This is a genomic window from Streptomyces sp. NPDC001714, assembly GCF_042892755.1.
GTDB lineage: Bacteria > Actinomycetota > Actinomycetes > Streptomycetales > Streptomycetaceae > Streptomyces.
Genome location: NZ_JBIAUL010000013.1, coordinates 314,829 through 335,210, shown reverse-complemented (window position 1 = coordinate 335,210; position 20,382 = coordinate 314,829). Strand labels below are relative to the sequence as shown.

General features: G+C 73.8%; 15 protein-coding genes. 6 read left to right on the top strand and 9 right to left on the bottom strand.

Annotated elements, in window-relative coordinates:
• Positions 1-8: 8 nt before the first annotated feature.
• Both ACFY0P_RS31950 and ACFY0P_RS31945 read right to left on the bottom strand, forming a co-directional pair.
• Positions 9-443, bottom strand: a complete 435-nt coding sequence (locus ACFY0P_RS31950; RefSeq protein WP_388920796.1) for a roadblock/LC7 domain-containing protein — start codon at positions 441-443, stop codon at positions 9-11.
• On the bottom strand, positions 440-3,283 hold the full coding sequence (locus ACFY0P_RS31945) for a nitrate- and nitrite sensing domain-containing protein (protein WP_388920793.1): 2,844 nt from the start codon (positions 3,281-3,283) through the stop codon (positions 440-442). Before ACFY0P_RS31945 ends, ACFY0P_RS31950 begins: the two co-directional genes overlap by 4 nt.
• Before the next feature lie 433 nt (positions 3,284-3,716).
• Between ACFY0P_RS31945 and ACFY0P_RS31940 the strand changes: the two genes are divergently transcribed.
• Positions 3,717-4,187, top strand: coding sequence for a hypothetical protein (locus tag ACFY0P_RS31940; RefSeq protein ID WP_388920790.1), 471 nt, complete (start codon positions 3,717-3,719; stop codon positions 4,185-4,187).
• 34 nt (positions 4,188-4,221) lie between these two features.
• Here ACFY0P_RS31940 and ACFY0P_RS31935 read toward each other — a convergent pair whose 3' ends face one another.
• The 4 genes from ACFY0P_RS31935 to ACFY0P_RS31920 all read right to left on the bottom strand — a co-directional run bounded on the left by ACFY0P_RS31935 (position 4,222) and on the right by ACFY0P_RS31920 (position 12,278).
• A complete protein-coding gene (locus ACFY0P_RS31935) occupies positions 4,222-8,832 on the bottom strand; it encodes a hypothetical protein (protein WP_388920787.1) in 4,611 nt (1,536 codons plus the stop codon).
• Between the two features lie 51 nt (positions 8,833-8,883).
• Positions 8,884-9,753 carry a hypothetical protein gene (locus ACFY0P_RS31930; protein WP_388920784.1) on the bottom strand — a complete coding sequence of 290 codons (870 nt, stop codon included), beginning with the start codon at positions 9,751-9,753 and terminating at the stop codon, positions 8,884-8,886.
• Between the two features lie 134 nt (positions 9,754-9,887).
• Positions 9,888-11,417, bottom strand: coding sequence for a hypothetical protein (locus tag ACFY0P_RS31925; RefSeq protein WP_388920781.1), 1,530 nt, complete (start codon positions 11,415-11,417; stop codon positions 9,888-9,890).
• A 159-nt stretch (positions 11,418-11,576) separates the two neighbouring features.
• Entirely contained in the window at positions 11,577-12,278 is a 702-nt protein-coding gene (locus ACFY0P_RS31920; RefSeq protein ID WP_388920778.1) for a GntR family transcriptional regulator, read from the bottom strand.
• Between the two features lie 173 nt (positions 12,279-12,451).
• Between ACFY0P_RS31920 and ACFY0P_RS31915 the strand changes: the two genes are divergently transcribed.
• The 5 genes from ACFY0P_RS31915 (at position 12,452) to ACFY0P_RS31895 (ending at position 16,988) form a co-directional block, all read left to right on the top strand.
• Positions 12,452-13,771, top strand: a complete 1,320-nt coding sequence (locus ACFY0P_RS31915; RefSeq protein WP_388920775.1) for an MFS transporter — start codon at positions 12,452-12,454, stop codon at positions 13,769-13,771.
• A complete protein-coding gene (locus ACFY0P_RS31910; RefSeq protein WP_388920772.1) occupies positions 13,768-14,616 on the top strand; it encodes a putative hydro-lyase in 849 nt (282 codons plus the stop codon). Before ACFY0P_RS31915 ends, ACFY0P_RS31910 begins: the two co-directional genes overlap by 4 nt.
• Positions 14,617-14,635: 19 nt before the next feature.
• On the top strand, positions 14,636-15,394 hold the full coding sequence (locus tag ACFY0P_RS31905) for a LamB/YcsF family protein (protein ID WP_388920769.1): 759 nt from the start codon (positions 14,636-14,638) through the stop codon (positions 15,392-15,394).
• A 104-nt stretch (positions 15,395-15,498) separates the two neighbouring features.
• Positions 15,499-16,122 carry an allophanate hydrolase subunit 1 gene (locus ACFY0P_RS31900; protein ID WP_388920882.1) on the top strand — a complete coding sequence of 208 codons (624 nt, stop codon included), beginning with the start codon at positions 15,499-15,501 and terminating at the stop codon, positions 16,120-16,122.
• A complete protein-coding gene (locus tag ACFY0P_RS31895; RefSeq protein ID WP_388920766.1) occupies positions 16,119-16,988 on the top strand; it encodes a biotin-dependent carboxyltransferase family protein in 870 nt (289 codons plus the stop codon). The genes ACFY0P_RS31900 and ACFY0P_RS31895 overlap by 4 nt, the downstream gene beginning before the upstream one ends.
• Before the next feature lie 50 nt (positions 16,989-17,038).
• On the opposite strand, the gene ACFY0P_RS31890 is transcribed toward ACFY0P_RS31895, so the two are convergent.
• From ACFY0P_RS31890 to ACFY0P_RS31880, 3 genes are read right to left on the bottom strand one after another with little or no spacing between them, the layout of a single operon-like run.
• Positions 17,039-17,890 (bottom strand): SGNH/GDSL hydrolase family protein, encoded by an 852-nt coding sequence (locus ACFY0P_RS31890; RefSeq protein WP_388920763.1) that lies wholly within the window; start codon positions 17,888-17,890, stop codon positions 17,039-17,041.
• On the bottom strand, positions 17,887-19,092 hold the full coding sequence (locus ACFY0P_RS31885; RefSeq protein ID WP_388920759.1) for a glycosyltransferase: 1,206 nt from the start codon (positions 19,090-19,092) through the stop codon (positions 17,887-17,889). Before ACFY0P_RS31885 ends, ACFY0P_RS31890 begins: the two co-directional genes overlap by 4 nt.
• The gene (locus tag ACFY0P_RS31880) at positions 19,089-20,219 is read right to left on the bottom strand and encodes a glycosyltransferase family 4 protein (protein WP_388920756.1); all 1,131 of its coding nucleotides are present in this window, start codon (positions 20,217-20,219) and stop codon (positions 19,089-19,091) included. The genes ACFY0P_RS31885 and ACFY0P_RS31880 overlap by 4 nt, the downstream gene beginning before the upstream one ends.
• Between the last annotated feature and the right edge of the window lie 163 nt (positions 20,220-20,382).

The following is a 20,382-nucleotide window of genomic DNA, read 5'->3' as shown; positions in this document are numbered from 1 at the left end:
TCATCCCACTACCCGCCCGAGGGCAGATCGGTGCGCGGAACGGACCCCAGATGTACGCCGACCCTCTTGACCAGGAGCGTCATCTCGTACGCGACCTGGCCGACGTCGGAGTCGGCGTCGGACAGGACGGCGAGGCAGCTGCCGTCGCCGGCGGCGGTGACGAACAGGAAGGCGTCGTCGAGCTCGACGACGGTCTGCCGGACGCTGCCGGCCTCGAAGTGGCGGCCCACGCCCTTGGCGAGGCTGTGGAAGCCGGAGGCCACGGCGGCCAGGTGCTCGCTGTCCTCTCTGGTGAGCTCCTTGGAGACACCGGTGGGCAGGCCGTCGCCGGAGAGCACGACGGCCTTGCGGATGCTGGCGACCCGGTCCACGAGGTCGTCCAGCAGCCAGTTCAGCTCGCCCTTGTTCGTCGCCGTGTGGCCGGTCGCCTTCGGATCGGTCATCGACCGTCCCCCTTAGTCGTTCCTTGTGCTGTGCTGTCCCGGGAGCCGTCGCCCTCGGCGTTCTCCGCACGGCCGCGCTGCCAGCCTCGCTGGAGCGAGCCCATGCGGCTGCGGACCTCGTCGGCGTCGCGCTCGACGGGTTCCGGCTCACGCGCGGCGGATGATGCGGGTCCCTGTCGCAGCTGTGGGGCCAGGTTGGCCTGCCGTACCCGCTTCGGCAGCGGCCGGGTGCCGGACGCGGCCTCCGGGGGTGTGCTGCCGAGGGACGGGACGGAGTCGTCGGTGCCGCTGCCGGGGGTGGTCGCGGCGTGGCGGGTGCGCCGGGGCAGGGCGGGGGGTCCGGAGGGTTCCTCCGGGCCGCCGGAGGCCCCGGGCGCGGGCGCCGGGCGTTCCTCGACGCGGTCGGCCGAGCCGATGGCGCGGTGCGAGGACGGGTCGGTGCGGCGGCGGGAGGGCAGCGGGGCGAGTCCGCCCGGTTCGGGGCGGCCCTGGTCGGCCGGATCCCGCTCGTCCGGGCCGACGCGGCGGGAGCGCTGCTCGATGACCGGCTTGCCGTGCGAGCTGACCAGCTTGGGCGTACGCCGTTCGGGCAGTGGCACGGGGCCGCCTGGCTGCTCGTCGCCGAAGCCGTCGGCGGTCTCGCGGGCGGGCTGATGGAGTTCGGTCACGGCGGGCGTGGTGGCGTCGTCGGCGCGGGCGACGGAGCGGCGTGGGCGGAACAGGCCGCCGCGCTCGCTGTCGTCCTCGGTGAGGGCGCCCGGGAAGTCGTCCAGCGCGTCCAGGTCGACGGGTGCCTCCAGCTCGACCGGGCCGTCCAGCAGCCCGGCCGGCAGCCCGGGCCGCTGTCCCGGCACCTGGGCGAGCGAGGCGGCGCGGTTCTCCTCGGGTTCGGGCCGGCCGGCGGGGCGGCTGCGGTCGAGGCGGAAGCCGACGCCGTTGGTGTCGGGGACGTCATCGGTCAGCAGTACGTCCGGGATGAAGACGACGGCGGTGGTGCCGCCGTAGGGGGACGGCTGGAGCGAGACGCGGACGTTCTGGCGCTGGGCGAGGCGGCTGACCACGAACAGGCCGAGCCGGTCGGTGTCGGAGAGTTCGAACTCGGGCGTCTCGGCGAGCCGCAGGTTGGCGTCCAGGAGTGCCTCGGCCGCCATGCCGAGACCCCGGTCGTGGATCTCCAGGGTGAAGCCGTTGGCGACGCGTTCGCCGAGGACCTGTACGGCGGTGTGCGGCGGCGAGAACACCGTGGCGTTCTCGAGGAGTTCGGCCACGAGGTGGGTGAGGTCGGCGACGGCGGGGCCGGTGACGGCGACGCGGGGCAGCCTGCGGACCTCGATGCGCTCGTAGTCCTCGACCTCGGCCACGGCGGCGCGCACCACGTCCATCAGCTGGACGGGCCGGCGCCACTGCCGCGAGGGCGCGGCGCCGGAGAGGATGACCAGGCCCTCGGCGTGCCGGCGCATACGGGTGGTGAGGTGGTCGAGGCGGAAGAGGTCGGCGAGTTCGTCGGTGTCCTCGGTCCTGCGCTCCATGGTGTCGAGCAGGGTGAGCTGCTTGTGCAGCAGGACCTGGCTGCGGCGGGCGAGGTTGACGAAGACCTCGGAGACGCCGGCGCGCAGCTCGGCCTGCTTGACGGCGGCCTCCACGGCGGCGCGCTGCAGGGTGTTGAGGGCCTGGCCGACCTCGCCGATCTCGTTCTTGTCGTACTCCAGGCGCGGGACCTCGGTCTCCACGTCGACCTGTTCGCCCGCGGACAGCCGGCGCATCACGCTCGGCAGCCGGATCCCGGACGCCTCGTGCGCCTCCTGGCCGAGCGACCGCAGGTCGCGGATGAGGCTGCGGCCGACGCGGACGGACACGACCAGCGAGAACAGCACGGCGACCAGACCGAGGACGCCGACGACCGCCGCCTGGGCGATCACGGTTATGGAGACGGGCCGAACTCGGTCCTGGACGCGGTCGCCGACCTGGTCGTCGAGGGTGCGCAGTTCATCGAGCACATTGCCCGCGGTGGTGTCCCAGCTCTTGGCGCCGACATCGTTCGGTATGCCGGACCCGGCGGCGAGGACGGACTTCTCGGCGGTCAGCAGCGGGGCGGTGGTGGCGCTCCTCCAGAAGCGGTCGAAGCGGTCGCGTTCGCCGGACGGCAGCAGCGGGAGGCTGATGTCGTACAGGAGGGTGCGCTGGGCGATGAGGTCGGAGATCTCGCGGGTCTCCTCGCGGGAGACCTTCCCGACCACCAGGGCGGAGCCGAGCAGGGCGTCCTCGCGGGAGACGAGCTCCCGGGCGCGGGTGATGTTGACGAGGGCCCGGGCCTGCTTGTCCATCTCGACGTCGTCGATCCCGTCGAGGGAACCGAGCAGCGCGTAGCAGGGGTCGACGACGGCGTTGTAGAGACCGAGGGCCTGGGCACGGTCGACGGTGCCCTGCTCCACGCTGCGGCGCAAGGGGGCGAGGCCGTCGAAGCCGTCGAGTTCCGCGGTGAGGCGATCGCTGTCGTCGGTGTCCAGGCCGTCGCGTACGTGCTGTTCCCCGGCGTGCTTGCGGAGTGCGGCCACGGCCCCGTCGGTGGCGGCGCGCGTGCGGTTCAGGGCGGTGAGTGCGTCGGAGGCGCGCGGGTCGGCGAGATAGACCAGGGTCTGCCGGCGCTCCTGCTGGAGAGCGCGGACCGCGTCCTCGGTGGGGTAGCCGAGGTCCTCGACGATCGCAGACACCTGGAAGAGGTGGGTGACCTCGCGTCCCGTGAGCACGGCCGCGAAGCCCCAGACGGCCGTCAGGGACACCAGCGGCACGAGAAGCAGCGCCACGATCTTCCGGCGGATCGACTTCCCGCGAAAGCGCATGGCCTCCCCCAGCTCGACCCCCGCCGGCCGGGGGTACACATGTACGTCAACAAACGGCGCGAGCCTACTACCGTCACAGGGATAACTCGAAGAACTGTCCGGACGGTGAACTTCCGCCTCGGTGCCGAGACATGACGGACAGACAGGAGGAGTTGTCCGGGCATTGCGGGAGATTGTCACCGCGATCGCGTCGACTTCACGCGAGTGGGGCGGGAACGGCACGAAGGATCAGTTGGCCGGAATTTTTCGCTGGTTGGGAATCATCGGGCGAGTTCGTTCGTCCTTGTAGACAGGTGACGAGTGCGGATTCGGCCACACGAGCCGCATCTCGCATCCGGGCGGCGTAAAACAGCGCAAGCCGGGCAGCCACTGGGGAGCCGGGGTCGTCGGACACCGGTGCGAGGGCTTGCCGGCGGTGGGGAGTGACACGTTGATGGGGACGGCTGAGCGGCGCCTGGCGCCCGAGGACGGCGCGGCCACGCACTCGACGGTGCGGCAACAGCAGGCGCAGTACCGGACGTTGTGGGTCGAGGAGCCTGCCAAGCGATACCGGATGCCGGATCCGGTGCGGACGGCGGCGGTGCGGTCGGTGATCATCATCGCTGTCACGCTGATGCTGGCCATGGTGGCGTTCTTCTGCACGATGGCGGAGTCCTGGCTGGCGTTCCCGATGGTGATCAGCAGCGTGGTGAGCACGGTGGTGGCCACCTGGAGCGCGGTCGACGTCCTGGTGACCCGTCAGGTGTGGAACCAGCGCTACGGCGTGGTCTCCGAGCCGAGCAGCACGGCCCGTACGCTCCGCCGCGAACGGCGCGCGGCCCGGCGGCAGAAGCGGGCCGCCGAGCGCGAGCAGGAGCGGATACGGCGGCGGGGCGGTCAGGCCGGGCAGCTGTCGCACCCCTGAGGCCGCCGTGTCCGGTGCCGTACCGGACCGTCCGTCAGGCTGACGGCTTCTTGAACATCCGTGTGGCGGTGATCTCGCTGTGCACGGCCTCTCCCGCCTGCGGCTGCTGCGGCAGCCCGGGCCGGAGATGTTCCTCCACGCTGATGTACTTCAGGCCGGCCCTCAGGTCCGCGTCGTTCCGCAACCGGATGACCAGCGGGAACTCGGCCAGTGCCGTCGTGTCGAACAGCCCGGTCGTGTACAGCAGTTGTACGCCCAGCGCATCCGAGACGGCTCGCTGAAGCTCCAGCAGGTACGTCGCGTTGGCGCGCCCGATGGGGTTGTCGAGGAACAGCGTCCCCGCGTGCCGGTGCTTGTCCCGCCCCCGGTCGTTGGAGCGCAGGGCGGCCATCGTGCAGTACAGGGCGATGGCGGCGGTCAGCAGCTGCCCACCGGAGAACACGTCCCCCATCTGCCCGACCGGCACCCGCTCGGCGCGCAGTACCGCGTCCGGCTTGAGGATCTCGACGGCGACGCCCTTCGGCTGAAGCGCGGCCGCGACTCCCCTCAACAGCAGGGACATTCCGTCCCGCCGCAGATCGGAGTTCTTCTTCACGGCGGCCCGGGTCGCCTCGTCGACGACCTCGCCGAGCCGCTCGGTGAGCGTGGCCTGATCGGGCTCCTCGAAGCGGATGCGGAGGAACTCCTGCCCGGACCACTCGCCGAGCCCCTCGGGCAGCCGGGAGAGCCGCTGGGCGGAGCGCAGGGTCGCGAGCGCGGACTCGACCAGCCCCCGCAGCCGGTCCACGATCGAGTCCCGGTTCCGCTCCAGCTGGGCCAGTTCGTCGGTCAGCACCCGAAGCCGTGGCGCGAAGGCGTCCGCCCACTTCTGAGCGTGTTCGGGCAGCGCGGAGGCGGGCAGTTCCCTGATCTGCTGGCGCGCGGGGGTCCGTACCGCCTCGTACCGCGTGGCGTTGGCGTGCCGTACCAGGACGTCGCTCGCCTCGCGGACGGCGGCCTCGGCGGCGGACAGGTCACCGGCGCAGCCGCGCAGCGACCTGCGGGCCTCGGCGGCGGACTGCCGGGCCTCCTCCAGGCTGCCGGGGTACGGCTCGGGCTCCTCCTGCTCCTCGTCGGCGGTGTGCTCGCGCAGCAGGTCGCGGAGCATGGCGGCGGTCTCCTCGAAGCCGCCCGCCGCGTCCTCGGCGGCGCGGTGTGCGTCCAGCAGTTCGGCGTGCGCCTCCCGGGCCTGGGCCAGCGCCTCGGTGCGGGCTGCCAGTTCGGCCGTCGCCGTGCGCAGCAGTGCCTGGGCGTGCTCGGCGTCGCGCGGCTGGAGCTCCGCGGGCAGTTCGGTGTGCGCCTCGCCGTCCTCGGGGGCGTGCCGCTCGGCCTCGCCGCGGAGCCGCCCGAGCTGCTCGCTCGCGGTCGACATGCGGGTCTCCAGGAGCTGCACCAGTTCCTCCGCGCGGGCCGCGGCGGCCTGCCGGGAGGGGCCGTCGGAGCCGTCGGGCGACTGGAGCAGCTGCTCCGCGCGGGTGCGGACCTTGTTGGTCAGCCGCTCCAGCTCCGCGAGCGCGGCGCTCTCGTCGCTCTCCGAGCGGGCCTGCTCGGCGCGCAGGTCGGCGCCGACGCCGACCTTCTCGTACACCTGCGAGGCGGCCCGGTAGGCCTCGCGCAGGGCGGGCAGGGAGGACGAGGACTTGGGGGCGTCCGCGTCGGTCTCGGGCATGTCGTCGGGGGCACCGGCGATCTCGGAGCGCTCGGCACGCAGCGCACGGGCGGTGCGGCGGGCGTCGTCGGCGGCGCGCTGGGCGGCGCGCCGGTCCTCGTCGGCGACGCGGGCGCGTTCCAGGCAGGACTGGGCGCGGGCCTCCGACTCGGTGGCATCGTCGGCCAGTTCGCGCAGCTTGACCTGCCAGCCGGCGCGTTCGCGGAGCCGGAACGCGAGGCCGGCGAGGGCGTCGGCCGCGCGCCGCGCCCGCTGGGCGGCCTCCTGCCGTTCGTCGCGCGCCTGCGCGGCCTCGGCGGCCGCCTCCTCGGCCTCGGCCCGCACGGTCCGCGCCTCGGCCAGCTCGGCCTCGGACTCCTCCGCGAACACCCGCGCGTCCCGGGCCTCCTGCGCCAGCTCCACGAGCCGTCCGGCCGGGCAGCCGGTGCGCCAGGAGGCGAGCCGCGCGGCCAGCTCGCGGTCCTTGCCGAGCCGCGCGGCGAGGGTGCGGATCTCCTCGTCCCGCTCGGTGGCCCGCGCGCGCAGTGCCTGCCGCTCCTCGTCGGCGGCGTGCTCGTCGTGCATGGCCGGGTTCGGCGGTACGAGGAACACGTCACCCGGGGTGGCGTCGGCGGCCGGGGTGGGCGCGAGCAGGGCGGCGGCGGTGCCGACGGCCACGGCGGAGCGGGGCAGCAGGGCCGCCTCTGTGAGCGCCTCGCGGGCGCGGGCGTGCGTGTCGGGGTCGGTGATGACGACGCCGTCGACGAGTTCGGGGCGGGCGGCCAGCACGCGTGCGTGGTCGGCGGGGTCGACGGCCTGGGCGAGGTAGCGCCAGCCGGGCAGTGCCGGGATGCCGTGCTCGCCGAGGAACTCGACGGTGGCCAGCACGTCGGGGCCCGGCGGCAGCAGCCCGCCGTCGCCGAGGGCGCCGAGGATCCGGGAGTCGTCGGCAGCGGCGGTCCGCAGTTCGAACAGCTGCCGCTCGGCGGACCCGACGGCGTCGTCGAGCAGCTCCCGCAACTCGTCCGCGAACCGGTCGAGTTCCTCGGGCGTGAGGGTCGTGAGGGTGTCGTCGCCGCCCTGGTGGCGGGGCCGCGGAATAGCGGTGCGCGAGCCGGTGAGACCCAGCAGTTCGGTGAGCCTCTCCTCCGCCGCGAGGCTCTCCGCCAGGCGCTTCTCGGCGTCGTACGTCCGCTCGGCCGCAGTCGCCGCGTCCGCCGCACGGGCGGCGGTGAGTTCGGCGCGGGACTCGGCGGAGGCCGCCTCGCGCGCGTGCTCGCTCGCCCTGCTGGAGGCCTCACGGGCGGCGTCCCAGGCGGCCACGGCCGTCTTCTCGGCGTCGCTCGCCGCGAGGGCGGCCCGGGCCGGGTCGGCGTCCGGGGCGCTGTCGTCGAGCCAGCCCGCGCGGACCGCTTCGGCGGTCTCCTGCTCGACCTCGCCGAGCCGCTGCCTGAGGTGCCCGGCCTCACTGCGGGCGCGCTGTGCCTCGGTGGCGGCGGAGGTCGAGTCCCGGTACGCGGTGTCGCTGACCTCCTGGAGCGCGGCGGACCGGTCCTCCTCCTCGTTGGCGAGGTGCTCGGCGCTCTCGGCGGCCCCGTGCAGGGCCCGTACGAGTTCGACGGCGGCCTTGGCGCGGGCGGCGAGAGCGGGGGCCGCGTCCCGCTCGGCCTCCTGGATGGCGGCGGCCACGCGCGCGACCCGGTCGGCGGCGGCACGGTGCCGCAGCACGGCCTCGGCGGCCTGCCAGGCGGAGTGCAGGGTGCGCGCGTCGGCCAGCTCGCGCTTCTGTGCGGCGGCGGACTTCTCGCCGACGGCCAGCGCCAGGGAGGCGTGCCGGTAGGCGAGCTCGGCGGCGATCAGCGCGCTGCGCTCGCGGGCGCCCTCGGAGTGCGTGACGGCGTAGGCGGCGGCCGTGACCCGCTGGGCGAGGTCGGCGGCGCGTACCCGCTCCTGCACGCCCCGCGCGGACAACCGGCGCGCCAGCGCACGCGTACGGCGTTCGGCGCCGGCGTGGATGTCACGTGCGCGGGACCGCGCCTCCGCGGCCTCCACGATCCGTCCCAGCAGGTCCACCGACCCGGCGGTGAAGTCCCGCTCGGCGATCAGCTCGGCGCGCCGCCCGAGCTTGTTGCCGAAGCCGCCGACCAGGTCGGCGAGTCCGTCGGTGTCCCGGGTGTCGGTCACGGCCCGCAGCAGCAGGTCGGTGAAGTCGGAGTCCTTCTTCACCGCGAACAGGCCGGCTGCCTCGCCCTCGTCGGCGTTCATCTCGCGCTGGTAGCGGAAGAGTTCAGGGTCCAGGCCCAGCTCGCCGAGGTGCTCGATCCAGCGGTCGTGGATCTCCTCCCAGTACACGTCCAGGTGCGGGTAGGCCTTGCCGGCCTCGGTGATGGCGTCCCGGAAGCCCTTCATGGTGCGCCGCCGTCCCTGTGCCCCGGAGGTGCCCTCCACGGGCGGCCGTACGGCGGTGGACTCGGCGACCGGCAGATTGTCCAGCGAGAGCCCCGGGCCGGGCCGGAACGAGTACCAGGCCTCGGCGAACTTCCGCGGGTCGTTGGAGACCTGCCGCCCCCGCCACTCGCTCGCCTTTCCGACGACCACGCATTCGCCGGTGAGCGTGTGCTGCCACTCCAGGGCGACGTGCCCGCAGTCGTCGGCGAGCAGGAACTTGCGCAGCACGCCGGAGCTGGCGCCGCCGAGGGTGTTCCGGTGCCCGGGCAGCATCACCGAGAAGATCAGCTTGAGGAGCACCGACTTGCCGCCGCCGTTCTCCAGGAAGAGCACGCCGGCGGGCGCGGGCCGGCGCGGCGGTCCGACCGGCTCCTCCTCGAAGAACTCCGCCTGGGTGGGGGCGGGGTCGGGCACGGGCTCGCCGACCCCCCGCAGGTCCAGCACGGTGTCGGCGTAGCGCGCACCGGCGGGCCCGATGGAGTAGAGGCGGACCCGGGACAGCTCGTACATGGCGGACTCTCGTAAGACGTGGGAAAAGGGTGGTGACGGCTCAGGAACGGCTCAGGAGTGGAACGGCAGACCGGCGTCGGGGACCAGGTCCAGGTCCTCGGTGTCGGCGGCGGGCAGCAGGCTGGCCGTGCCGTCGGTGACCGGGACGACGCCGAGCTCCAGCAGCTCGGCCATGGCGGCGCTGCCGGCCATGTCGCGCACCTGGAGCTGGTAGCGGGCCGTCGTGCGGTACGTGCCACCCTGGTCGTCGCCGGTGCGCTGGAGGAACCCGGACTCGGTGAGGAAGACGACCGCCTTGCCGATGATGCCGGTGGTCGAACCGGCAAGCCGGCGAGCGTCCTTGGTGGCGCCGGTCGCGCTGCGTCTGGCCCAGATCCGCCAGGCGGCCTCCAGCCCGGGCGCGTCCGTCGCCGGGTCGGTGTTCTCCCCCGCCGCCTCGGCCCGCTCCTCCAGCCGCCGGCAGGCCTGCCGGACGAAGGCGTCGACGCCGTTGACCGTGATCCGCCCGATGTAGCCGTCGTCGGCCAGGTCCTCGGGGCGCGGGAACGCCAGCGCGGCGACGGCGAGATGGGCGAGCCCGTGCAGGAACCGGTCGCTGCCGTCCGCGGACGTACGACGCGCGTAGTCGCCCATGCGCACGGCGAACACCGAGTCCTCGGCGGCGGTCACGGCCATGCCCGCGCGGGGCGACACCTCGAGCACCACGAGCCCGAGCCCGGCGGCGACCGCATCGGCGAGCCGCGCGAACGGCGGGTCCTCCCGATAGCGCCGCAGCAGCTCGGTGTACTCCTGATCACGCGCGGGCTGCAGCTTGGGCTGCAGCCCGAAGGCGACGAGCCGAGCCGCGTCGGCGGCGTCGGCGGGCGTGACGGCAGCACTCGCCGACGCGACAGCCGCTTCAGCCTCGACGTACTCGCTCACAACGACAACTCCTCGATCTTGAAAACAGGAACGCACTGGTGCGCCCCTTCAGGGGCGCTGGGGGTACCCCCGGCCGAAGGCTGGGGGAGGAACTGCGCGACCGGCCACAACGGACCCGCACCCGGCACACGACATCACGCGGCCTCGGTCCGATCCGCAGCCATCCCCACCGCATCCAGCAAAGCCGTCCCCACGATGAGATCCGCACCCCCGAAACCGGGGTCGTCCAACTCCGTGCCGTCGTCCACCGCGAACAACAGCTTCTCCTCACCCTGCCGATAGGCGGTACCGACAGCCGGGCTGGCAGCGTGCACCGCCAGGAGAGCAACGAGGTAGGCCAGGTCCTCGCCCCCCACGCGCCGCGCCTCCGCCAGCAGCCCCGACAACCTTCGCGGCGCGTCTGCCGGGAGGTCCAGCAGCCGCATGGCGTCCGCCAGCTGCTCCTCGCTGAACCGGCTGTCGTCCGGCGTGGCGATGAGGTCAGGCTCCGGCATCTCCGCACCCAGGTGCTCCCGCTCCACCGGCGGCGTCAGCAATATGTCGACAAGGTCGCCCACCCGCACCGACACCGGCGTCCGCAGCCCGGTCCCGCGCGCGAAGAACGCCCCCGTGACCCGGCTCGCCTGCTCCAGCGGCAACGGCAGCAGCGGCGCGAGCAGGTGCCCGTACAGGTCCGTCCCCGACGTCGTCATGGGTGTCGCGAACGCCTGCCGGTCCTGCTCCGCGCGGAACAGCGGCCCCGCCTCCAGCAGTCGCGACTGCAACTGGGTGTGCCGTCGGATGCAGTCCTTGACGATGTCGACGAGCTCGGCGGCGCGCCGCTTGTTCTCGGGCTCCTCGGTCTCGTCGCGGGCCTTGCGGATGTTGGTGAGGATCGCGTTCTCGTGCCGGTACCGGTCGGCCACGTGGTCCAGGGCCTCGGCGATCATGTCGGGGACGGCGTTGAGCCAGTCCACCGCGCGGACGTTGCGACGGGTGGCCTCCAGGGCCCGGCGCAGGCTCTCCGAGTACTGCACCGTCCGGTAGCGGGCCTGCTCCGCGGCGAGCTGGGCGTCGGCGAGCCGGCCGCGGTTGATCAGCACCTCCAGCTTGACCTCGGCGGCGATCTGCGCGCTGGTGACGTCCGTGTCGAGGGCGCCGACGAGGACGTTGACCGCCTCGTCGGTGGTACGGAGGTACACCGTGCCACCCGGGCCGGGCACCTCCTCGATGAGCTTGAAGTCGTAGTCCCGGCGGACGTACGACCCGTCCGGCGCGAAGGTGCCGTACACCGCGCGGAAGCCGCGGTCGACGCTGCCGACGTTGATCAGGTTCTCCAGGACCCAGCGGGCCACGCGCTCGTGCTCGGCGACGGGGCGGTGCGGGGTCTGGGCGGAGATGCGCGGGATCAGCCGGGCGACGATCTGCTCGTGGTCGGCGCCGGTGTCGAAGTCCATGTTGAGGGTGACCAGGTCGATGGCGGAGAGGGCCACCTCGGCCATGCCGTACACCGAGTACTCGCCGGCCAGGTTCGCCTTGCGTGCGTCGAGGTCGTGCAGCGGCGCCGTGCAGGCGAGCGCGCGCAGCCGCCGCGCCAGCCCCTCGTCGGCGGCCGGGCCCGGCGCGGGGCGCGGCCCCGCGCTGAGCTGGGGCGGCACGCTGTCCGTCGATGCAGGCGAAGTCACGGTGCACAGACTAGGTCCTGGGTCTGACATCGGCCCAAACGACGCGGGTGGCTCCGCCGGTGGGGCCGGGTACTGCAGGGCGGTTGTCCGGGTGCGGGCCGGTGGGGGCTGGTCGCGCCCACGCGGCGGGAGCCGCACATTCAACACAGCCCCGCGCCCCTATGGGGCGCTGTCCTCGCCCACCCTGCGGCGGTAGACCTCCACCACTCGTTCCAGGGAGTCCGTGAGGTACGTCTCCAGCAGGCGTTCCGCCCCGGGCCTGTCACCGGCCTGCAGCGACTCCAGGATCTCCCGGTTGCGGGCCAGGTACGGCTCGTGCAGGGCACGGGGGTCGTCGGCCACGTGGAAGGCGAGGCGGAGTTCGGCGAAGACGCTGCGCATCAGTTCGTCGGTGCGCTCGCTGCCGGCCAGGGCGACCAGTTCCCGGTGGAAGTGAATGTTGGCCGTACCCACTGCTTTCCAGTCATCCGCGGTGGCCGCCGACCGTCCCTCGGCGACCGCCGTCGACAGGCTCTCCAGGGCGTACGGCGGGTCGCCGAGGCCGCGTACGACGGCACACTCGACGAGGGCGCGGGTGCGGTAGATGTCCTCGACGTCCTGGACGGTCAGGACCCGGACGAAGACGCCCCGGTTGAGTTCGTGGACCAGGAGGCGTTCGTGGGTGAGCAGCCGGAACGCCTCGCGCAGGGTGTTGCGGGAGACGCCGAGCGCGCCGCCGATGCCGTCCTCGGACAGGCGGGTGCCTGGCGGGAAGTAACCGTCGGCGATCCGGCTCCTGAGGATGTCGGAGACCCGTTCCGCGGTGCTGGTCCGCCCGAGGAGGGCGCGGTCGTCGGCCAGTCCCGTCAGCTGCTCTGCCATGCCCGAATTCAACCGCAGACACAGGAACGAAACAACGCGGGTATTGAAGGATCGTTGAACGATCCTCTACGGTGCTCATCACGCTCACCTTGGTACGGCCGTCGACACGGCCCTTGGCACGGCCCCGCACTGCTCAGTCCCCGCACCCTCCGTCCCTCATCTGCGAGGTGCCCATGAGCACGACTCCTCCACCGCAGGCCCTGACCTCCGACGCGCACCCGGGCAAGGGTGAACGCCCTGCCGAGGACGGCGCGTTCGGCTGGCTGCGCGCCCTCGGTCCGCGCGGCCGGCGCGCGTTCGCCGGAGCTTTCGGTGGATATGCCCTGGATTCATACGACTACTTCACCCTGCCGCTGAGCATGGTCGCGCTGGCGGCGTACTTCGGCCTGGACAGCGGCCAGACCGGCCTGTTCACCACCGTCACCCTGGTGGTCTCCGCGGTGGGCGGCGCCGCGGCGGGCGTGTTCGCGGACCGGGTCGGCCGGGTCCGCGCGCTGATGATCACCGTGATCGCCTACGCGGTCTTCACGGTGGCCTGCGGCTTCGCACCCAACTACGAGACCCTGCTGGTGTTCCGCGCGCTCCAGGGCCTCGGCTTCGGCGGCGAGTGGGCCGTCGGCGCGATCCTGGTCGCCGAGTACGCGAGCGCCCGCCACCGCGGCCGGACGCTGGGCGCCGTCCAGAGCTCCTGGGCCGTCGGCTGGGCCCTGGCCGCGATCGTGTACACGCTGGTCTTCTCGTTCGTCGGCGACGACCTGGCCTGGCGGGTGATGTTCTGGACCGGCGCGCTGCCCGCGCTCCTCGTGGTGTGGCTGCGCCGCCGGGTGCACGACGCCCCGCAGGCGGTCGCGGTACGCGAACGGAGCCCGCGGCGCGGCTCGTTCGCCACGATCTTCCGGCCGGGCACGGCCGACGCCCCCGGACTGCTGCGCACCACGGTCTTCGCGGGCCTGCTGTCCACGGGTGTCCAGGGCGGCTACTACACGCTGGCGACCTGGATCCCGACGTATCTCAAGACCGAGCGCGGCCTGTCGGTCGTCGGTACCGGCGGCTATCTGACCTTCCTGATCTCAGGAGCGTTCCTCGGTTATCTCACCGGCGGTTACCTCACCGACCGGCTGGGCCGGCGTCGCAACATCTGGCTGTTCGCGGTGCTGTCGGCGGTCTGCGTGCTGGCGTACGCGAACATTCCGGGCGGCGCCAACACCCTGCTCCTGGTGCTCGGTTTCCCGCTCGGCTTCTGCATGTCGGCGATCTTCAGCGGCTTCGGTTCGTACCTGAGCGAGCTGTACCCGACGGCGGTGCGCGGCACCGGCCAGGGTTTCACGTACAACGCGGGCCGCGCGGTGGGCGCGGTCTTCCCCACTCTGGTGGGCTTCCTGGCGGACAGCTGGGGCGTGGGCGGTGCGCTGGTCTTCGGCGCGGCCGGCTACGCACTCGCCGCCCTGGCTCTGTTCGGGCTGCCGGAGACGCGCGGGAAGGAACTGGCGTGAACCGTACGGAAGATCTCCTTGTCGCCCGCCCCGCGGAAGACCTGCCCGTCACCCTCGTCGACGAGCACGCGCACGCGTGGAGCCCGAGAAGTGCCCGGGCCCGGTTCCGGGCGGGCCTCACGGGCCCCACGGCCGGGGTCGCGTCCGGTCACACGCAGGCCAACCTGATCTCGGTGCCCGCCGACTGGGCGTACGACATGCTGCTGTTCTGCCAGCGCAATCCGAAGCCCTGTCCGGTGCTCGACGTCACCGACGCCGGTGCGACCGGCACCGAACTCGCGGAGGGCGCGGACCTGCGCACCGACCTGCCGCGCTACCGGGTGTGGCGGGACGGGGAGTTGGTGGACGAGCCGACGGACGTGCGCGCGCACTGGCGCGACGACCTGGTGTCGTTCCTGCTCGGGTGCAGCTTCACGTTCGAGTGGGCGCTGGCCGGGGCCGGAGTGCCGATCCGCCACGTCGAACAGGGCCGGAACGTGCCCATGTACGTGACCACCCGGCCGTGCCGTCCGGCGGGTCGGCTGCGCGGGCCGATGGTGGTGTCCATGCGCCCGGTCCCGCCGCAGCACCTGTCGGCCGCGATCCGGGAGAGCAGTCTGCTCCCGGCGGTGCACGGCGGCCCCGTGCACTGCGGCGATCCCGCCGCGCTCGGCATCGCCGACCTCGGCCGGCCCGACTTCGGCGACCCGGTGGACGCCGATCCGGACGACATCCCGGTGTTCTGGGCCTGCGGGGTGACCCCGCAGGCGGCGGTGACGGCCTCCCGGCCGCCGTTCGCCATCACGCACGCACCGGGCCAGATGTTCATCAGCGACGCCCGCGACGAGCAGTACCGCGTGGCCTGACAGGAGAGACAGCGCATCCATGACCTCGATCGACCTGAACGCCGACCTCGGCGAGGGCTTCGGCCGCTGGCGGCTCACCGACGACGAACAGCTGCTGTCCGTCGTGACCAGCGCCAATGTGGCCTGCGGCTTCCACGCGGGGGACGCGGCCACCATGCGGCGGGTGTGCGAGCTGGCGGCCGGGCGCGGGGTGACGATCGGCGCTCAGGTGTCCTACCGCGACCTGGCGGGGTTCGGGCGGCGCGCGATGGACGTGCCGCCCGCCGAGCTGGCGGCCGAGGTGGCCTACCAGATCGGTGCCCTGGAGGTCTTCGCCCGGGCCGCCGGCGCCCGGGTGGCGTACGTGAAGCCGCACGGTGCGCTCTACAACCGGGTCGTGCACGACGAGGAGCAGGCCGCCGCGGTGGTCGACGGTGTGCTCCTCGCGGACGCCTCGCTGCCCGTTCTGGGGCTGCCCGGTTCCCGGCTGCTGGCGCTGGCCGAGAAAGCGGGGCTGCCGGCCGTCACGGAGGCGTTCGCGGACCGCGCGTACACCGACGAAGGGACGCTCGTCCCGCGCGGGCACGAGGGCGCGGTGGTGAGCGACCCGGAGGCGGTCGTGGAGCGCTCGGTGGAACTGGCGCGCTCCGGCGCGATCACCGCGCACTCCGGCGCACGCATCGCGGTGCGTGCCCGCTCGCTCTGCCTGCACGGCGACACCCCGGGCGCGGTGGAACTGGCACGCAGGGTGCGCGCGAGGCTCGCGGCCGCGGGCGTGACCCTGGCGGCCTTCGCATGAGCACGAGCACGAACGTGGGCGGGAGCACGAGCACGAACGTGGGCGGGAGCACGAGCACGAACGTGGGCGGGAGCACGAGCACGCAGTCGGCCACGGCCGAAGCCATGCCCCTGACGGTCCACCTGGTCGGCGACGACGCCCTGCTCGTCGAGGTCGGCTCCGGCGCGCAGGCCCAGGCCCTGCACGCCGAGTTGCTGCGCCGGCGTGCGGAAGGCGCGCTGACGGTCCGCGAGATCGTGCCCGCCGCCCGCACGGTCCTGCTCGACGGCCTCGACGACCCGGCCCGCCTCGCCACCGAACTGGCCACCGCCGTGGTCCCGCCCGCGCCCCCACACGCGCGTGCGGCGATCGAGCTGCCCGTGCGCTACGACGGCCCTGACCTCGCCGAGGTCGCCGCCCACTGGCGGGTTCCGGAACGGGAGGTGGCCCGCATCCACGCGGGCGCCGAGTTCACGGTCGCCTTCTGCGGCTTCGCGCCCGGCTTCGGCTATCTCACCGGGCTACCGGATCGCTACGACGTGCCGCGCCGGGCCACCCCGCGTACCGCGGTGCCCGCGGGCGCGGTGGCGCTGGCCGGGCCGTACACCGGCGTGTACCCGCGTTCCTCGCCGGGTGGCTGGCAGCTGATCGGGACGACGGAGGCCGTGCTGTGGGACCACGCGCGCGTGCCGGCCGCGCTGCTGACGCCGGGAACGCGCGTGCGGTTCGTGCCGGTGGGGGACGTATGACGGACCGTGCGCTCGTCGTGGTACGGGCCGGCGCGCTGACCACCGTGCAGGACCGGGGGCGGCCCGGGTACGCGCATCTGGGGGTGCCCCGCTCCGGGGCGCTGGACGCACCCGCCGCGGCGCTGGTCAACCGGCTGGCGGGCAACGCCCCGGACGCGGCCGTCCTGGAGACCACGCTCAACGGGTGTGCCGTGCGGCCGCGGTCGACCGTCGTGGTGGCGGTCGGCGGCGCGCCGTGCGCCGTCACGGTGGGCGGGCGTCCGGCGGCCTGGGGCGCGCCCGTCGTGGTGCCGGCCGGGGAGTTGCTGGAAGTGGGCGCGGCCCGCTCCGGCGTACGGAGTTATGTGGCCGTCTCCGGTGGGATCGCCGTGGAGCCGGTGCTCGGCAGCCGGGCCACGGATCTGCTCTCCGGGCTCGGTCCCGCTCCGCTGGCGGACGGCACGGTGCTGCCGCTGGGCACGCCCTGGGGACCGCACGCGCGCGTGGACGTCGTACCGCAGCCGTCCCCGCCGGCGGAACTCGTGCTCCGTGTGACGCCGGGCCCGCGGGCCGACTGGTTCACGCCGGAGGCCGTCCGGGCGTTCACCTCGCGCGCGTTCCGCGTGTCGTCGGCGAGCAACCGCATCGGGCTGCGCACGGAAGGGCCCGCCCTGGAGCGGGCCCGTCCCGGTGAACTCCCCAGCGAGGGCATGGTCCTCGGCGCCGTGCAGGTGCCGCCGGACGGCCGTCCGGTGGTGTTCCTGGCCGACCATCCGACCACCGGCGGCTATCCGGTGATCGCGGTGGTCCGGGCCGCCGACCTCCCGGCGGCGGCCCAGGCGGTCCCGGGCATCCCGGTCCGCTTCGTGGCCGTACGCCGGCGCTGAACCGCCGTGGCGGCCTCGCCGGGTGCGTCGTCCGTGTGACCTCGTCGTCCTCACGCGGCGTCGGCGGGCCGCTCCGGCGGCTGGAGGGCGGCCAGCGCGGCGGAGACCGCGGCGGAGGCGCTCAGGTCCAGGCGGGCGCTGGTGCCCCTGCGGCGGTGCCGCATCTCGTCGACGGCCAGCCGCAGCAGCTGGGGCAGCAGGTCGCGGCACCGCCTGATCACCCAGGCGGTGCCGGCCGTGGCCAGCCAGAAGAGGCTCGCCTTCTTCGTCGGTGGCGGGAACTCGGGCTCGGCGGACGGCGCCGTCCCCGTCGCCATGCCCAGCGGGGCGAGCAGGGCGTGGAAGCGGACGGCGAGCTGCCGGTGCCCGCGCTCGCACGGGTGCAGCCGGTCGGCGCTCCACATCTCGCGGTCGGTGAGCCAGGCGCCCTCCGACGCGTGCAGGTGGACGGCCCCGTACCGCTCGGACAGGGCGTGCACCACCGCGTTGACCGCACGCCCCCGGCGGGCCAGCGGACGGGCCAGGGCGCCCGGGAGTCCCCACATCGCACCGGGGTCGGGCAGGCACGCCGTGAGCAGGGTCGCGCCCTGCGCGGTCAGGGCGGCGTAGACCTTGTCGAGCCGTTCGGCCACCGCGTGGATGTCGAAGGTGCAGCGCAGGGTGTCGTTGACGCCTATGACGACGGCGACGATGTCGGGGCGCAGTTCCAGTGCGGCCGGGGTCTGGCGTTCCAGCACGTCCCGGGTCTGCGCCCCGCTGACCGCGAGGTTGGTGAACTCCACCTCCTTCGCGGCGAGCCCGCCGGCCAGCAGCGCGGCCCAGCCGCGCCACCCGTCGCCGGCGGGGTCGCCCACGCCCTCGGTCAGCGAGTCCCCGAGCGCCACGAAGCGAACCGTTCTCATGCCACGCCCTCCGGCACGACACGACGGACCGGTGCCGTCGTTCCGCTCTCGTCACGACGGGACAGAACCGGCGCGTCGTGCGCGGCGAGGAACGCCTCCACGGCCGTGCCCCAGCCGAAGCACTCCGCACGCGCGCGCGCCGTTTCCCGGCGCTCGGCACCGGGCCGCTCCAGGAGCATCTCCACGGCGTCGGCGAACGCCTCGCCACGGTCGGCCGCGGTGGCCCCGGCGGAACCGATCACCTCGGGCAGCGCGGAGGAGGCGCTGGCGACCACGGGCGTCCCGCAGGCCATGGCCTCCAGAGCGGCGAGCCCGAACGTCTCGGCGGGCCCCGGCGCCAGGGCGACGTCGGCGGACGCCTGCAGCGCGCCCAGGCTGTCCCGGTCGGAGACATGTCCCAGGAAGGTCACCGGCAGCCTGCGCTCCCGCACCCGCTGCTCCAGACGCTCCCGCAGCGGCCCGTCGCCCGCCACGACGAGGATCACCCGGCGGCCGCGCCGTACCAGCGCCTCCACGGTGTCGATGGCGGTGCCGGGCCGCTTCTCCACGGACAGCCGCGAGCACATGACGAGCAGCGCCTCGTCCTCCCGCGCGTACCGGGCCCGCAGGTCGGGGTCGCGCAGCGAGGGGTGGCGGCCTGCCAGGTCCACGCCCAGAGGAGCGCGTACGACGTTGCGCGCGCCGATGCGGATGAACTCGCGCTCGGCGAACTCGGTGGTGCACACCACGCGCGCGTACGTGTGCGCCGTACGGATGTTGAGCGCGTCGGCGGTGCGCCGGGACATGTTCTCCGACATGCCCCAGGTGCGCAGGACTCCGTCGGCGGTCTCGTGGGAGACCATCACCGCGGGGATCCGGGCGCGCCGGGCCCAGCGGCCGGTCCAGCGCAGGGTGGTGCGGTCGGACACCTCGAGGCGGTCCGGGGCGAGGTGTTCCAGGAGGGTCTGCACGCGCTTCCTGTCGACGAGCACGCGGTAGCCGCCGGTGCCGGGCAGCAGCGGGCCGGGCAGTGTGATGACCCGGCCCTGCTCCTCGTCCCGGTCCGAGTAGCGCTCGCCCGGCACGATCAGGACGGACTCGTGCCCGGCCGCCACGAAGCCCTTGCCGAGTTCGCGCAGCGCGGTGCGCAGACCGCCGGAGGCGGGGGCGACGAAGTTGGCCAGCCGGACGATGCGCAGGGGTCCCGGCGAGGTGACGCTCATGCCGCCACCACCGGCCGGCGCGCCGCGAGCACGTCCTCGTAGTGGCCGATGAGCTGGTCGCCGACGGCGGCCCAGGTGCGGCCCTCGACCGTGGCCCGCGCGGCGCGGCCGAACGCGGCCCGCATCCCGGCGTCGGCGACGAGGGAGGCCACCGCCTCCCGTACGGCGCCGGCATCGCGCGGCGGGACCAGGAACCCGGTGCGGCCGTGGTCGACCAGGTCGATCGGGCCGCCGACGGCGGGCGCGACGACCGGGACGCCGCTGGCCATGGCCTCCTGGACGGTCTGGCAGAACGTCTCGAAGGGGCCGGTGTGCGCGAAGACGTCGAACGAGGCGAAGATCCGGGCGAGGTCGTCGCCGGTGCGGCGGCCGAGGAAGACCGCGCCGGGCAGCGCCTCGGTGAGGTGGGCCTGTGCGGGTCCGTCGCCCACGATCACGACCTTCACGCCCTCCAGACCGCAGACCCCGGCGAGGAGTTCGACCTGCTTCTCGGGAGCCAGGCGGCCGACATAGCCGACGATGGCCTCGCCGTTCGGGGCGATCTCGCGGCGCAGCGCCTCGTCGCGGAACCCGGGTCGGAAGCGGACGGTGTCCACGCCGCGCTGCCACAGCTGGATCCGGGGCACGCCGTGCGCCTCCAGGTCGCTGATCGAGGCGGTGGACGGGGCGAGGGTGCGGTCGGCGGCGCCGTGCACGGACCGGATCCGCCGCCAGGCGGCCGCCTCGCCGGCGCCCACGTAGGTGCGGGCGTATCCGGCCAGGTCGGTCTGGTAGACGGCGACGGCCGGGATGCCGAGCCGGGCGGCGGCGGCCATGCCACGGACGCCGAGGATGAAGGGGCTGGCCAGGTGCACCACGTCGGGACGGTGCTCGATCAGGGCGGCGGCGAGCTTGCGGCTGGGGAGAGCCACACGGACCTGGGGATAGCCCGGGAGCGGAAGGGAGGGGACGTGGACGACAGGGCACGGCGCGGCGGCCGCGGCGAGCCTGTTTCCGGGGGCGGGGGCCGGAGCGACGACGAGGGGAGCGTGACCGCGATCGACGAGGTGTCGGGCGGTCTGGAGCGCGCAGTGGGCCACGCCGTTCACATCGGGGGGAAAGGATTCGGTCACGATGACGACACGCATACCGGTGTTGTCGCCGCGCTGGACGTGGCCGCGTCAAAGTGGATCTTTCCGATGGTTAAACGTCCCATGAGCGTTGCCCTGCACACCCGAGCGGGCCAACCGGCGTCCATGCCCGGCCGACCCGACGGTCACCGGTTGTTCACCCGACGGGCGGACTTCCGTG

What these genes read in the sequence shown, in the direction of transcription:
- ACFY0P_RS31950 (WP_388920796.1), bottom strand. Translation starts at nt 443, where the DNA reads ATGACCGATCCGAAGGCGACCGGCCACACGGCGACGAACAAGGGCGAG.
- ACFY0P_RS31945 (WP_388920793.1), bottom strand. Translation starts at nt 3,283, where the DNA reads ATGCGCTTTCGCGGGAAGTCGATCCGCCGGAAGATCGTGGCGCTGCTT.
- ACFY0P_RS31940 (WP_388920790.1), top strand. Translation starts at nt 3,717, where the DNA reads ATGGGGACGGCTGAGCGGCGCCTGGCGCCCGAGGACGGCGCGGCCACG.
- ACFY0P_RS31935 (WP_388920787.1), bottom strand. Translation starts at nt 8,832, where the DNA reads ATGTACGAGCTGTCCCGGGTCCGCCTCTACTCCATCGGGCCCGCCGGT.
- ACFY0P_RS31920 (WP_388920778.1), bottom strand. Translation starts at nt 12,278, where the DNA reads ATGGCAGAGCAGCTGACGGGACTGGCCGACGACCGCGCCCTCCTCGGG.
- ACFY0P_RS31915 (WP_388920775.1), top strand. Translation starts at nt 12,452, where the DNA reads ATGAGCACGACTCCTCCACCGCAGGCCCTGACCTCCGACGCGCACCCG.
- ACFY0P_RS31905 (WP_388920769.1), top strand. Translation starts at nt 14,636, where the DNA reads ATGACCTCGATCGACCTGAACGCCGACCTCGGCGAGGGCTTCGGCCGC.
- ACFY0P_RS31900 (WP_388920882.1), top strand. Translation starts at nt 15,499, where the DNA reads ATGCCCCTGACGGTCCACCTGGTCGGCGACGACGCCCTGCTCGTCGAG.
- ACFY0P_RS31895 (WP_388920766.1), top strand. Translation starts at nt 16,119, where the DNA reads ATGACGGACCGTGCGCTCGTCGTGGTACGGGCCGGCGCGCTGACCACC.
- ACFY0P_RS31890 (WP_388920763.1), bottom strand. Translation starts at nt 17,890, where the DNA reads ATGAGAACGGTTCGCTTCGTGGCGCTCGGGGACTCGCTGACCGAGGGC.
- ACFY0P_RS31885 (WP_388920759.1), bottom strand. Translation starts at nt 19,092, where the DNA reads ATGAGCGTCACCTCGCCGGGACCCCTGCGCATCGTCCGGCTGGCCAAC.
- ACFY0P_RS31880 (WP_388920756.1), bottom strand. Translation starts at nt 20,219, where the DNA reads ATGCGTGTCGTCATCGTGACCGAATCCTTTCCCCCCGATGTGAACGGC.